This window comes from Olleya sp. UBA1516, from assembly GCF_002323495.1.
Taxonomy (GTDB): domain Bacteria; phylum Bacteroidota; class Bacteroidia; order Flavobacteriales; family Flavobacteriaceae; genus Olleya.
In genome coordinates this window covers 1-15,298 of record NZ_DCQO01000007.1, presented here as the reverse complement: position 1 = coordinate 15,298, position 15,298 = coordinate 1, and the positions used below count along the sequence as shown (strand labels likewise).

The following is a 15,298-nucleotide window of genomic DNA, read 5'->3' as shown; positions in this document are numbered from 1 at the left end:
CAATGAAAAACAAAATATATAAAATCCTTACCGTAATCGTGTTAGCCATATTTGTTTCAGCTTGCGGAAATAAAGAAAATCATAACGAGAATGATGGTCATTCCCACGATGAGGAAGAAAAAACAGAAGTTAACGAAGAGCATCACGATGAAGACGAAGTAATGCTTTCACAACAGCAATTCGATGCATTGAAAATGAAAATAGATACGTTAGCATTACGTAATATGAGCGGCTATGTAGAAGCAAACGGAACGTTAGAAGTACCACCACAAAACGAAGCAGCTATTACTACTGTTGTTGGTGCAAATGTCGTTTCAATTGAAGTGGTTGAAGGTGATAAGGTTAATAAAGGTCAAGTTGTGGCTTATCTATCGCACCCAAATATCATACAAGCGCAAACGGATTATTTAAACGCTTATAGCAATAGCGAGCTTGCAAAGAAAAATTATGAACGTCAACAAAAATTATACGATGCTAGTGTTGGTTCTGGTGCTAATTTCCAGAAAGCAGAAGCAGAATATCAAGTATCAAAAGCAATGGTTAATGGTTTAGAAGCGCAATTAAGAATACTCAACGTTAACACTACATCAGTTCGCAATGGAACAATTGCACAGCGCATAGCATTGCGAAGTCCAATAGAAGGCTTTGTGCAAAAAGTTGAAGTAAAAACAGGTCAATATGTAGAGCCACAAACCGAATTATTTGAAATTGTAAATACGCATCACGTTCACGCCGATTTAATGGTTTTTGAAAAAGATGTTTATAAAGTACAGAAAGGTCAGAAAGTTAACTTTACGGTACAATCCATACCAAATGCAGAGCTTATCGCAGAAATCTATTCCGTAAGCAAAACCTTTGAGGACAACCCAAAAGCAGTCCACGTTCACGCAGAAATAGAAAACAAAAAAGGTAACTTAATTCCTGGTATGTATATTCAAGGTAAAATTCAAGTAGATAATACCCAAACAAAAGCTTTACCAGAAAGTGCAATTATAAAAGAAGGCGAAAGATATTATGTGTTTTCAGTAGAAAAAGAAAATGACGATTGGAGCTTTAAACCTATCGAAGTTGTGTTAGGCACTAAAGATGGTGATTGGGTATCGGTTCAATTTACTGAAAACATAGAAAGTAATACAAAATTTGCTTATAACAATGCTTATTATCTTAACGCAGAAATGAAAAAAGGAGAAGCAGAACACGCACATTAATTATGGAAACAATAGAACAAGTATTAGAGTCAAAAAATATTCGTGTTACAGCAATGCGTTTGCTTATATATAAGTTTCTTGCAGAAAAAGAGGTCGCTGTTACTTTAAGTGATATTGAAAATGCTTTCGCAAAAGCAGACAGAACCACTTTATACAGAACTATTAAAACCTTTGAAGAAAAGGCTATTGTGCATCAAATAGACGATGGTACAGGGATTACAAAATATGCATTATGTGAAAAGGGATGTAATTGTGAAATTGAAACCGATTTGCACTTACATTTCCATTGTAATAATTGCAATGAAACCATTTGCTTAACAGAACATAAAATACCTCAAATAAAAGTGCCAGATGGTTTTGTGTCAGAGAATGTAAATTTGGTGGTAAAAGGTATTTGCGATAAGTGTAGTGTCTAATTATTGCACTTCCATTGCACTTACTATTAAAGTACATTTATCCAAAATTAGAGGATATGAAGTTTAATACTAAAATACCTAAAAATCTAAAACAGGCGTATAACGAAGAAATAAAACAATACAGTTTCTGTTTAGAAAATAAACAATTTGGTGATGCTTGGTATCATTTAGAACGTAGTCATATAATAGGACAATCTTATCCTATAGAACATACCTATTCACATTGGCTTATGCTAAAGTTTGGATTTAGACAAAAAGATACTAAAGAAGTAATAGGTCAAATAATTAGGTTGCTTGTGGGTGGCTGGAAATCATTTATAAATCACGTTCCACTTGGTAATACAGGTGGAGCAAACGTGCCACCATTAAAACGAATGCCTATTCCCAATGACATTGAAAAATTATTAGATATTAAATGAAAAAAAAGAAAGTCAATTTAAAAGATTTAAAACCAAATTCAGAAGAACAACATTCTCACGATGATGGTCACGACCACGGAAATGGAAGTGCATTCAAAACATACATTCCTGCTATTATAAGTTTTGTTATGTTAATGGTAGGTATCGCTGTAGATTATTTTGATACCATTCCTCAATTTGAAGGATGGATTCGAGTAGTTTGGTACACTTTAGCATATATTCCTGTTGGATTTCCAGTAATTAAAGAAGGATGGAAAAGTCTTATAAAAGGCGATGTTTTTACCGAGTTCTTTTTAATGTCTATTGCTACAATTGGTGCATTTATAATTGGTGAATATCCAGAAGGTGTTGCAGTAATGCTATTTTATGCAGTAGGTGAATTATTTCAAAACGCAGCAGTAAATAGAGCAAAAGGAAATATAAAAGCATTATTGGATGTTAGGCCAAAAGAAGCCAATGTATTTCGTGATGGTGATTATGTTAGTGTGTCGCCAGAAGCTGTAAATATTGGAGAGAAAATTCAAATTCGTGTAGGCGAAAAAATTCCATTGGATGGTATTTTATTATCCGAAAAAGCATCTTTAAATACAGCAGCATTAACAGGCGAAAGCAAACCAGATTCTATTCAGAAAGAAGCCAAGGTTTACGCAGGTAGTATTAATTTAGAAAGCGTTATTGAAGTTGAGGTAACCAATAAGTTTGAAGACAGTTCTATTGCGAGAATATTAGACTTGGTTCAAAATGCTACAGCACGTAAATCTAAAACAGAATTGTTTATCAGACAGTTTGCTCGTATCTACACACCAATTGTAGTGTTTTTAGCTTTTGGTGTTACTTTTATACCTTACTTTTTTGTAGATGATTATGTCTTTAGAGATTGGTTATACAGAGCATTAATTTTCTTGGTAATATCTTGTCCTTGTGCGTTAGTGATTTCAATTCCATTAGGTTATTTCGGTGGATTGGGAGCAGCTTCAAAAAATGGAATATTATTTAAAGGTGCTTCATTTTTAGATGCAATGACCAAGATAAATACTTTGGTAATGGACAAAACAGGAACCGTTACCAAAGGTGTTTTTAAAATCAAAGAAGTAAAAGCAATCGGTTGGAATGAAACCGAATTTATGCAATACTTAATGGCGATGGAAGAACAATCCACACATCCAATTGCTAAAGCAATTTTAGAGTATAAGGCTGAAGGAGAGGATTTTGAAGCACAAGACGTTTCTGAAATTGCAGGTAAAGGTTTAAAAGGCATTGTAAATGGTAAAACAGTTTTAGTAGGAAATAAAGCCTTAATGACTACTAATAATATTGATGTTCCATCTGAAACGGAATCTATTGTAGAATCGATAGTATTAGTTGCAATCGATAATCAATTTGCAGGTTATGTAGTCATAGCAGATGAATTAAAGGAAGATGCAAAAGAAACTATTACAGCATTACACAAAGTAGGCATTAAAAATATTATGATGCTTTCCGGTGATAAAGATTCCATTACGCAACAAGTCGCTAAAGAGTTGAACATCGAAAATGCTAAAGGTGGTTTGCTACCAGAAGATAAATTAAACGAAGTAGAAATTTTAAAGAAAAATCCTGAAAACAAAATAGCCTTTATAGGTGATGGTATTAACGATACACCAGTTTTAGCAGCGAGTAACGTTGGTATTGCAATGGGTGGTTTAGGTAGTGATGTAGCTATTGAAACAGCAGACGTTATCATTCAAACCGACCAACCTTCAAAAGTTGTAAGAGCAATAAAAATAAGTCGTTCCACACGAAAAATTGTTTGGCAGAATATCATTTTAGCATTTGGTGTTAAAGTCATTGTCTTGATTTTGGGAGCAGGTGGTTTAGCTACAATGTGGGAAGCAGTTTTTGCAGATGTAGGAGTAGCATTATTAGCAATTTTGAATGCAGTTAGATTACAACGTATGAGTTGGGATTTAGCAGATTAGTCAATTAAACTTCTGTTAAACAAAATCAATAGTTGTTAAAATTTCGTAACTTCGCAAACAGTATGAAGCAGTTTTTCCATAAAATAATGTCTTTAGCAATGGCTTTTGTAGTGTTATGCTCTACAATGTCATTTACTGTGAATATGCATTATTGTGGAGATATTTTAGTAGAAACTGCTATTTTCCATAAAGCCAAAGGTTGCGGTATGGAAATGGAAAAACCTTCAACTGATGGTTGTTCAATCACCAAGAAAAATTGTTGTGATGAGGAACAATTAGTTGTCGATGGTCAAGATGAATTACAATTGCAAGTTGACAAAATCTCATTTGAGCAACAGGTATTCATCGCTTCATTTGTTTACACTTACATTAACCTTTTTGAAGGTTTAGAAAATAACGTTTCTACTTACGAAGAATACAAACCACCACTCGTCATAAGGCAACTCTACAAGATTGACGAGACATACTTAATTTGATTTTTAAACAATAGACTCTTTTATCCTATGACAGTAATGTTGTAAGGATAATTTGCTGTATTCGGTGTTTTCTTAATACCGAATGAATTTTAAAATGATTGATAGTGAATTTGAATTATATTTTCTTTAGATGAAATAGAAAATATAAGCATAGCCAAAGTTACGGTTCTATTTTATATTGAAATATAAAGGAAATAGAACTGCGAAGCACATTACGAACACCTATTTATGCTATAGAATAGATGTGAGTAAACTAATTCAATCGATTATTTTGAAGTTTATCAGGTATTCTACCAATGTCTAACTGTTTAATAATCAAAATTTATGCTTAATAAAGCAATCAAATTTCTCATCGAGAATAAACTCGTTGCAGTACTACTTCTCGTCCTTTTCGTAGGATGGGGAACAGTAAATGCACCTTTTAATTGGGATACAGGATTTTTACCAAGTAATCCTGTGGCTGTTGATGCCATTCCGGATATTGGAGAAAATCAACAAATTGTATTTACAAAGTGGGATGGTCGTTCGCCACAAGATATAGAAGACCAAATTACATACCCATTAACCACATCCTTGTTAGGGATTCCTGGAGTAAAAACCATTCGTAGTTCTTCTATGTTCGGCTTTTCAAGTATCTATATTATTTTTGAAGAAGACATCGAATTTTACTGGAGTAGAAGTCGTATTCTCGAAAAACTTAATTCCTTACCAAGTGGTTTATTACCCGAAGGTGTTAATCCTGCATTGGGTCCAGATGCCACAGGATTAGGACAAATATTTTGGTACACGCTTGAAGGTCGTGACGACAACGGAAATGTAACTGGTGGTTGGGATTTGCAAGAGTTACGCAGTATTCAGGATTACTATGTAAAGTATGCGCTGTCCTCTGCAAGTGGTGTATCTGAAGTTGCATCTATTGGTGGTTATGTACAGGAATACCAAGTAGATGTGAATCCAGAATTGATGCGTCAATACGACATTGGTTTAAACCAAGTTGTAAAAGCAGTTAAGGAAAGCAATAAAGACATTGGTGCACAAACATTGGAAATTAACCAAGCCGAATATTTAGTTCGTGGTTTGGGTTATGTGAAATCCATTTCAGACATTGAAAATGCAGTAGTTACTTCCGAAGATTACACTTCTATTAAGATAAAGGATATTGGTAAAGTTTCATTAGGTCCTGCAACAAGACGTGGTTTATTAGATAAAGAAGGTGCAGAGGTTGTTGGTGCAGTTGTGGTAGCTCGTTATGGAGCAAACCCAATGGAAGTCATTAATAACGTAAAGGAAAAAATTAATGAATTAAGTGCAGGATTACCTTCAAAAATTTTGGCAGATGGAAGAACATCGCAAGTAACCATAGTGCCTTTTTATGACAGAACAGAACTGATACAAGAAACTTTAGGTACACTCAATGAAGCCTTAACTCTTGAAATATTGATTACCATTTTAGTAATAATTATTATGGTGTTTAATCTTCGAGCTTCCGTACTAATTTCTGGACTATTACCTGTTGCAGTTTTAATGGTATTTATTGCAATGAAACTCTTTGGTGTAGATGCCAACATTGTCGCTTTATCAGGTATTGCTATTGCTATTGGTACAATGGTCGATGTTGGTGTCATACTATCAGAAAATATTATTCGGCATTTAGATGAAGATGATGGAAATCAATCCATTAACACAGTAGTATATAACGCAACATCCGAAGTTTCAGGCGCAATCGTAACGGCAGTTATGACTACGATTATCAGTTTTATTCCTGTTTTTACAATGATAGGTGCTGAAGGTAAATTATTCAGACCATTAGCCTTTACAAAAACCTTTGCATTAACAGCTTCTATAATAGTAGCGTTATTTTTAATTCCACCGTTTGCTGCATTTTTATTCAGAAAGAAAAACATTAAAAACACTTTTAAATATGTTTTAAATGGCGTTTTAATAGCATTCGGAATCGTAGCAATAGTCTATGGATATTGGTTAGGATTGATTTTGATAGCGTTTGGAATTACAGCAGGTTTCAATCTTCAAAGTAAGATAACAGACAAGCAAGCTAATCTTATCAATATCATTATTTCAGTATCAGCTATTGTATTCTTGTTAGCCGAATACTGGAGACCATTAGGCGTTGATAAAAGCATTTTTTGGAATCTCATTTTTGTGAGTGTTATTTGCTTTGGTTTATTAGGTGTTTTCTCATTATTCATCAAATATTACACACGCATTTTAAGATGGTGTTTAGATAATAAGTTACTATTTCTTTCAATTCCGACTGCAATTGTAATTGCTGGTTTTTTCATTATGAAAAACACAGGTAAAGAGTTTATGCCCTCATTAAATGAAGGCTCATTTTTACTAATGCCAACCTCGATGCCACATTCTGGTGTAGAAGAAAACAAACGTGTTTTACAGCAATTGGATATGGCTGTCGCCAGTATTCCAGAGATTGAAACCGTAGTTGGTAAAGCAGGTCGTACAGAATCAGCTTTAGACCCAGCACCACTTTCAATGTATGAAAATATCATTCAGTACAAACCAGAATATATGCTGAATGAATATGGTCAACGCCAACGTTACAAAGTCAATGATGATGGTGAGTATGTGTTAAAAAACGGAATGTCATTGCGAGCGGAACAGAGTGAAGCGTGGCAATCTCTTAATGCAAAAGAACAACTCATTCCCGACGATGATGGCGAATTCTACCGTAATTGGCGACCAGAAATACAATCACCAGACGATATTTGGAATGAAATTGTAAAAGTTACCAAATTGCCAGGTGTAACCTCTGCACCCAAACTACAACCTATTGAAACCCGATTGGTAATGCTTCAAACAGGAATGCGAGCGCCAATGGGAATTAAAGTAAAAGGTCAAGACTTAAAGCAGATTGAAGCGTTTGGTGTGCAATTAGAAAACATCATCAAGGAAGCTGAAGGTGTTAAAAAAGAAGCTGTATTTGCAGACCGTATTGTTGGGAAGCCATATTTGCTTATTGATATTGATAGAGAAAAAATTGCACGTTATGGAATTTCAATACAAGATGTTCAAGATGTATTAAAAGTAGCAGTTGGTGGTATGGTATTAACTCAAACGGTTGAGGGTCGAGAGCGATATGGTGTTCGAGTACGATACCCAAGAGAATTACGTGCAAACCCAACCGACTTACAACAGATTTATGTGCCAGTTGAAAAAGGCAGTCCTGTGCCATTAAGCGAATTGGCAACAATAAAATATGAACAAGGTCCACAAGTTATTAAAAGTGAAGATACCTTTTTGGTAGGTTATGTCTTGTTTGATAAATTAGATGGCTTTGCAGAAGTAAGCGTTGTTGAAAATGCACAAGCATTGATTCAAGAAAAGATAGATTCTGGTGAATTGATAGTTCCAAAAGGAATCAACTATGCATTCACAGGAACGTATGAAAATCAGTTACGAGCAGAAAAAACCTTATCGGTTGTTGTACCGTTAGCATTGGCAATCATTTTCTTAATTCTGTATTTCCAGTTCCGTTCGATAGGTACGTCCTTAATGGTATTCACAGGTATCGCAGTAGCGTTTGCAGGTGGTTTTATAATGATTTGGCTCTATGGTCAAGATTGGTTTTTAAACTTCAATTTCTTTGGTGAAAACCTACGCGATTTATTCCAAATGCACCCAATCAACTTAAGTGTAGCGGTTTGGGTTGGGTTTATTGCACTCTTCGGTATAGCAACCGATGATGGTGTAGTAATGGCAACTTATTTAACCCAAACATTCGATAGAAACACACCAGAGAATAAAAAGGAAATTAGAGCATCCATAGTGGAAGCAGGTAAAAAACGAATCAGACCGTGTTTAATGACTACAGCTACAACCATTTTAGCATTATTACCAGTATTAACCTCTACAGGTCGAGGAAGTGATATAATGATACCTATGGCAATACCAAGTTTTGGTGGAATGCTTATAGCCTTAATCACTTTGTTTGTTGTACCAGTATTATTTAGCTGGAAAGCCGAAATTCAACTTAAAAGAACTGTAAAATGAAACAGATAAAATCACATATAAAAACAGTCGTTATTCTTTGTTCGTTATTCTTTGTTCTCAAAGGAAATGCACAACAATTAGAAGTGCTCATAGATGAAGCCTTAACAAACAATCCAGAAATTCAAAAGTTCGAGTTACAGTACAAGAGAGTTTCAGAAAAAGTAAACGAGGTCAACACCATTCCTAATACCGAATTTGGTGTTGGTTATTTTGTAAGTGAGCCGGAAACCAGAACAGGAGCACAACGTTTTAAAGTATCTGCTAAACAAATGTTACCGTGGTTCGGTACCATTACATCGAGAGAAGACTATGTGAGTTCATTGGCAGATGCTAAATACGAGGACATTGTTATCGCAAAGCGAAAGTTGATGGCTTCGGTATCACAATCCTATTATAATCTATACGCCAACAAAGCAAAGCAAGAGGTTTTAGCTGAAAACATCAAACTATTAGAAACTTACGAAACATTAGCACTAACATCTGTTGAAGTTGGTAAGGCATCAGCAGTAGATGTATTACGATTACAGATGCGTCAAAACGAAATGCAACAACTAAAAGATGTTTTAAGTCAACAATTTTTAGCAGAACAAACTAACTTCAATAATCTATTAAATAGAGAAAATGATGTTAACGTGAATGTGGTAGATAGTTTAATGATACCTTCAGAAGACTTTGATATTAATTCTGAAAATTTAGCATTACATCCTGAATTGCTGAAATATGATAAACTCTATCAATCCATAGAGCAATCAGAATTATTAAATCAAAAAGAAAGTAGTCCAATGATTGGATTTGGCTTGGATTATATAAACGTAGAAAAACGTCCAGATATGGATTTTAGTGACAACGGTAAGGATATTGTAATGCCAATGGTTTCAGTTTCTATCCCAATTTTCAATAAAAAATATAAATCGCAAACCAAGCAAAACGAATTGCAACAGCAAGAAATAACAGCTCAAAAACAGGAACGTTTAAATGCATTGGAAACGCTTTTAGACAAAGCGAATAACGAACGCATTTCTGCAAGAATAAGTTATGCTACCCAAACCAAAAACCTAAAGCAGGCCAAAGATGCAGAAGATATTTTAATCAAAAGCTATGAAACAGGAACGATTGATTTTAATGATGTTTTGGATATTCAAGAGTTGCAGTTAAAATTTCAAATGAACCAAATAGAATCTGTGAAGACCTACTATGTGCAAAGTACAATCATTAATTATTTAATTCAGTAAACAATGAAAACATTTAACACAATATTTCTCTTGTTTCTAACTTCAATGGCATTTGCCCAAGTTGGTACAAATGGTGAAGATAGAAAAGAAGAAGGCCGAAACATACAAGAGTATAACCTTACTATAAAAGAAAATGAAATAACCCTTGCAGGTGTAACTGTAAACGGAATGACAATTAATGGTGGGATTCCTGGTCCTACTTTAGATTTTAATGAAGGTGACCTCGCTATTATTAATGTAACCAATAAAATGGATGAAGAAACATCTGTACATTGGCACGGTTTAATACTTCCTAATTTTTATGATGGTGTTCCTTATTTAACAACACCACCTATAAAACCAAATACTACATTTCAGTATAAAATACCTATCAACCAATCTGGTACATATTGGTATCATTCCCACACGATGTTGCAAGAGCAAAAAGGGGTTTATGGCTCAATAGTTATTAAGCCTAAAGAAAAGACCTTGGACTATGATAAGGATTTAGTTGTAGTCCTTTCCGATTGGACAAATGAAAAACCAATGAACGTATTGCGTAACCTTAAAAGAGGAAACGAGTGGTATCAAGTTAAAAAAGGTACAGCAGTTCCATTAAGCAGAGTTATAAAAGAAGGTGCATTAGGTGCGCAATTTAAGTTTTGGCGCGATAGAATGGAAGGCGCAGATATTGCAGATATTTATTACCCTGCATTTCTTTCTAATGGTAAAAAACTTGCAGAATATCCAAAGTTTAAACCTGGAGAAAAAGTAAGACTTCGGTTTATCAACGCCTCTGCCTCAACTTATTATTGGATGGATTTTGGAGCAGGTAATGCTACAATCGTTTCAAGTGATGGTGTCGATGTCACACCAGTCAATAAAAGTAGGTTTCTCTTTGGTATAGCAGAAACCTATGATGTCATAGTTACGATACCAAACGGTACATTAGAAGTAACTGCAACCGCACAAGATGGGTCGGGCTACACATCAATTCGTTTGGGTACTGGAAAACTTTTTCCTGCAACTGTAATAGATAGACCAGACAAAGTAGCAATGATGAAGCAAATGGCAAAAATGGATATGAAAATGGGAGCACCTGCAATGGCAGGTAATCAAAAGAAAAATACACCTAAAGCTTTAATGGAAAAGTATGGAATGAAGATGGATATGAAAGACGGCAGCATGAAAATGGAGATGAACAATATGATGTCGATGAAAGATGGTAAGATGAATGACCAAATGGATATGAAGATGAATGAAAAGGATAAGATGGAAATGAAAAAAGACTCAATACCTATGAAACATGACATGTTTATGATGCAAAAAGATTGGACTTCGTTTGATTATGATGCACGTAAAACATATTTCAACTATGACTTTTTAGAGGCAAAAGAAAATACTACTTATAAGTCCGACATACCTATAAATGATATTTTACTTAATCTAACTGGTAATATGCAACGCTATGTATGGAGTATAAATGGTGTGCCATTATCCGAAACCGATAAAATTAAAATAAAAAGTGGAGAGGTTACAAGAATAACCTTAAATAACTTAACAATGATGCACCACCCAATGCATCTTCACGGTCACTATTTCAGGGTTATTAATGAAAACGGAGAACGCTCGCCATTAAAACATACGGTTAATGTGCCACCAATGCAAAAAGTAGTTATTGAATTTTATAACGAAGAATATGGCGATTGGTTTTTTCATTGTCACGTATTATATCATATGATGGGTGGTATGGCAAGAGTATTTAGTTATGACACACCACGAGATGAAAGGATGGAAGCATATCCAGTTCAAAAACTCATCAATGAAACTGATCATTATTATTCTTGGGGAAGTGCTCGTGCAGGTTCAAATTTCACAGAATTAAACCTTATGTCCAGTAATATTAGAAATGAATTTAGTTTAAGAACCGAATTGGATTATAATAAAAATCTTGAAGCAGAAGTAAATTATAACCGATACTTAAATGATTGGGTACGTGTTTATGCAGGTTTAAACACCGAAACATCAACACCAGATTCTTATGACACGTTTAATACCGTAGGATTAGTTGGCGTTAAATATTTCACACCATATAGATTTAATGTAGATGTGAGTATGGACCATCAACTGCGTCCTAGAATTCGCTTAGATAGAGAGCTTCTACTTTTTCCAAGATTTTTTATAGAAGGCGAATATGAATATAGAGCTGACTTTGGTTGGGTCAATAATTTGGAGAATAATAATTCATACGATGGCGAAACCCAATGGTTGGTTGGAGCCTCTTATATTTTATCACGAAATTTTTCAATTCAAGGAAACTATAACAACCGATATGGTTGGGGTGGCGGACTTTTGGTAAGATTTTAATTATAAAAGTAAACAATGAAACATAAATATCACATACACGGAATGACTTGCAACGGTTGTCGCAGTCACGTTGAGGAAACACTCTATAAAGTAGTAGGCGTTTCAAAAGCAACAGTCAATTTAGAAAAGGCAGAAGCTACAATCGAAATGGAATCGCATATTCCTATAGAAACATTTCAAGAAGCCTTAAAAAATGAAGGTGGGAGATACAGTATTCATAAACAAGGTGAACAGCATCACCATTTAGAAGATAAAAAGGAAAAACAACCAAAAGCAAAAGGCACAGGTACATTTTATTGTCCTATGCATTGCGAAGGCGATAAAACTTATGATGAACCAGGCGATTGTCCTGTTTGCGGAATGGATTTGGTGGAAGAACAAAATCTATCCACATCAACAGCAGAACAATGGACGTGTCCTATGCATCCAGAAATTGTCAAAGACGAAGCAGGTTCGTGTCCTATTTGTGGGATGGATTTAGTACCAATGCAACCAGATGTTTCAGCAGAAGAAAAGACCTATAAAAAATTATTGAAGAAGTTTTGGATTGCAACTGCATTCACATTACCAATTTTTATAATTGCAATGAGCGAAATGCTCAATAACAATCCATTGTACGATATAATGGAACAAAAAAATTGGAATTGGATTCAATTTGCATTATCCATTCCAGTTGTCTTTTACGCTACGTGGATGTTCTTTGAGCGTGCTTATAGAAGCATAAAAACGTGGAATCTCAATATGTTTACACTCATTGGAATCGGTGCAGGTGTGGCTTGGTTATTTAGTGTATTTGGGATGTTGTTTCCAGATGTATTTCCTGAACAATTTAAAACTGAATCAGGTGCAGTTCACGTCTATTTTGAAGCAGCAACAGTTATTCTAACGTTAGTGCTTTTAGGTCAGTTGTTAGAAGCTCGTGCGCATAGTAAAACCAATTCGGCAGTAAAAGAGTTACTAAAGTTAGCACCTAATAAAGCCATAAAAATAGTAGATGGTGAAGAAATTGAAGTCAGTATTGACGAGATAGAATTAAATGATATTCTAAAAGTGAAACCAGGAGATAAAATTCCTGTGGATGGTGTGATAACTGAAGGCGAAACAACTATTGACGAATCTATGATTACAGGAGAACCTATTCCTGTAAACAAATCTCAAGAAGATAAAGTAAGTAGCGGAACAATTAATGGTAATCAATCCTTTTTAATGAAAGCCGAAAAGGTAGGAAGTGACACGCTATTATCGCAAATCATTCATATGGTTAATGATGCCAGTAGAAGTCGCGCACCTATTCAAAATTTAGCAGATAAAGTTTCAGGTTATTTTGTGCCAGTTGTAGTTCTTATTTCTATTATCACTTTTATTATATGGTCAATTTGGGGACCAGAACCAGTTTATGTGTATGCGTTTGTAAATGCGATTGCAGTACTAATCATTGCGTGTCCTTGTGCTTTAGGTTTAGCAACACCAATGTCTGTAATGGTTGGTGTGGGTAAAGGTGCTCAAAATGGTGTATTGATTAAAAATGCTGAAGCTCTTGAAAAAATGGATAAGGTAAATACGCTTATCGTTGACAAGACAGGAACAATTACCGAAGGAAAGCCAACAGTTGAAACCGTTGGTGCTTTTAATGATGCTTTAAGCGAAAAAGAAGTGCTACAATACATCGTGTCATTAAATACCAATAGCGAACATCCTTTAGCAGAAGCGACAGTTAAATATGGCAAAGAACACAACGCAGAAATTTTAAAGTCCAAAGATTTTAGTGCAGTCACAGGAAAAGGTGTTGAAGCGACCATAAAAGATAAAAAAGTAGCATTAGGTAATCCTAAAATGATGGAATATGCCAAAGCAGATATTATCTCTAAAATGAAAGACGAAGCTAAATCTTACCAAAAACAGGGTAAAACAGTTTCTTATTTGTCAATAGATAAAACCGTAGTTGGATATGTAGTTATAGGCGATAAGATAAAAGAAACAAGTGCTAAAGCGATTAAAGCACTTCAAGATAAAGGGATAGATGTAATAATGCTAACAGGTGATAATCACGATACAGCACAAGCAGTAGCATCAGAACTAAATCTTGCAGATTTTAAAGCCAGTATGCTACCAGAAGACAAACTCAAAGAAGTAGAGAAACTACAAAAAAATGGAAAAGTAGTTGCTATGGCAGGTGATGGAATTAATGATGCACCAGCATTGGCAAAAAGTGATGTAGGTATTGCAATGGGAACAGGAACAGATGTAGCGATAGAAAGTGCTATGATAACTTTAGTAAAAGGCGATTTACACGGTATTGTAAAAGCAAAAAAATTGAGTAATGCTGTAATGAAGAACATTAAGCAAAACCTATTTTTTGCACTTATCTACAACACTTTAGGTGTACCTATTGCAGCAGGTGTGTTGTTTCCATTCTTCGGAATACTACTCTCGCCAATGATAGCAGCTTTAGCAATGAGTTTTAGTTCGGTTTCGGTAATAGGTAACGCACTACGATTAAGAACAATTAAAGTATAACTATAAAATCAAATAATTATGAAAAATCCAAAAGAACACTCAAACAAAGGAAATTACAAAACCTTCTTTATAATGTTGGCTTGCTCATTTGTAGCAATGTACATCACAATGTATTTAAACACCTATTCCATAGACCACGTATGGTTTAGTTTAACACGATTCTATATGACGTGTTTAGGAATTTCAACAATGGCAGTAATAATGTGGTTTTTTATGCGAAAAATGTATAATGATAAAAAGAAGAATATCGCCATACTCGCGGGTAGTTTTATTCTGTTTGTAGGTGCATTAGGGTTGGTAAGAACACAAGCACCAATTATTGGTGATGTCCTTTGGATGAAAGCAATGATACCACATCATTCTATCGCTATTTTAACAAGTGAAAGAGCAGATATTCAAGACCCAGAAGTTAAGAAATTAGCAGAAGACATTATAAAAGCACAACGTAAAGAAATAGGAGAAATGAAAGCAATGATAAAACGATTAGAGAATGAAAAATAATAAAATAGTCATATATATTGGCATACTCGTAGTAGGTGTGTTATTGGGTTGGTTGCTTTTTGGTGGTTCATCAAAAAAAGATACAGTACATAATCACGATACCATTTCAGAAACCAATCAAATGTGGACGTGTTCTATGCATCCACAAATTATGCAACCAGAATCAGGCGATTGTCCTATTTGTGGTATGGATTTAATT

Annotated in this window: 11 protein-coding genes; all 11 read left to right on the top strand. The window is 34.7% G+C overall.

What is annotated here, in order from left to right:
- Positions 1–2: 2 nt before the first annotated feature.
- Complete coding sequence (locus tag B2989_RS03810) at positions 3–1,208, top strand: efflux RND transporter periplasmic adaptor subunit (protein WP_191101282.1); 1,206 nt, start codon at positions 3–5, stop codon at positions 1,206–1,208.
- A gap of 2 nt (positions 1,209–1,210) precedes the next feature.
- A complete protein-coding gene (locus tag B2989_RS03805; protein ID WP_191101283.1) occupies positions 1,211–1,624 on the top strand; it encodes a Fur family transcriptional regulator in 414 nt (137 codons plus the stop codon).
- Positions 1,625–1,680: 56 nt separating this feature from the next.
- The gene (locus tag B2989_RS03800) at positions 1,681–2,043 is read left to right on the top strand and encodes a DUF3703 domain-containing protein (protein WP_191101284.1); all 363 of its coding nucleotides are present in this window, start codon (positions 1,681–1,683) and stop codon (positions 2,041–2,043) included.
- Positions 2,040–4,001 carry a heavy metal translocating P-type ATPase gene (locus B2989_RS03795; RefSeq protein ID WP_191101285.1) on the top strand — a complete coding sequence of 654 codons (1,962 nt, stop codon included), beginning with the start codon at positions 2,040–2,042 and terminating at the stop codon, positions 3,999–4,001. The genes B2989_RS03800 and B2989_RS03795 overlap by 4 nt, the downstream gene beginning before the upstream one ends.
- A gap of 62 nt (positions 4,002–4,063) precedes the next feature.
- Entirely contained in the window at positions 4,064–4,477 is a 414-nt protein-coding gene (locus tag B2989_RS03790; RefSeq protein ID WP_224742435.1) for an HYC_CC_PP family protein, read from the top strand.
- Between the two features lie 324 nt (positions 4,478–4,801).
- Positions 4,802–8,503 (top strand): efflux RND transporter permease subunit, encoded by a 3,702-nt coding sequence (locus B2989_RS03785; protein ID WP_292944376.1) that lies wholly within the window; start codon positions 4,802–4,804, stop codon positions 8,501–8,503.
- Positions 8,500–9,735 carry a TolC family protein gene (locus B2989_RS03780; protein ID WP_292944373.1) on the top strand — a complete coding sequence of 412 codons (1,236 nt, stop codon included), beginning with the start codon at positions 8,500–8,502 and terminating at the stop codon, positions 9,733–9,735. The genes B2989_RS03785 and B2989_RS03780 overlap by 4 nt, the downstream gene beginning before the upstream one ends.
- Positions 9,736–9,738: 3 nt before the next feature.
- The gene (locus B2989_RS03775) at positions 9,739–12,081 is read left to right on the top strand and encodes a multicopper oxidase domain-containing protein (RefSeq protein ID WP_292944370.1); all 2,343 of its coding nucleotides are present in this window, start codon (positions 9,739–9,741) and stop codon (positions 12,079–12,081) included.
- Positions 12,082–12,096: 15 nt separating this feature from the next.
- A complete protein-coding gene (locus B2989_RS03770; protein ID WP_292944367.1) occupies positions 12,097–14,598 on the top strand; it encodes a heavy metal translocating P-type ATPase in 2,502 nt (833 codons plus the stop codon).
- An 18-nt stretch (positions 14,599–14,616) separates the two neighbouring features.
- The gene (locus tag B2989_RS03765; protein WP_138434445.1) at positions 14,617–15,099 is read left to right on the top strand and encodes a DUF305 domain-containing protein; all 483 of its coding nucleotides are present in this window, start codon (positions 14,617–14,619) and stop codon (positions 15,097–15,099) included.
- On the top strand, positions 15,089–15,298 hold a 210-nt coding region (locus B2989_RS03760), incomplete at its 3' end, for a heavy metal-binding domain-containing protein (RefSeq protein ID WP_292944355.1). The genes B2989_RS03765 and B2989_RS03760, both read left to right, overlap by 11 nt.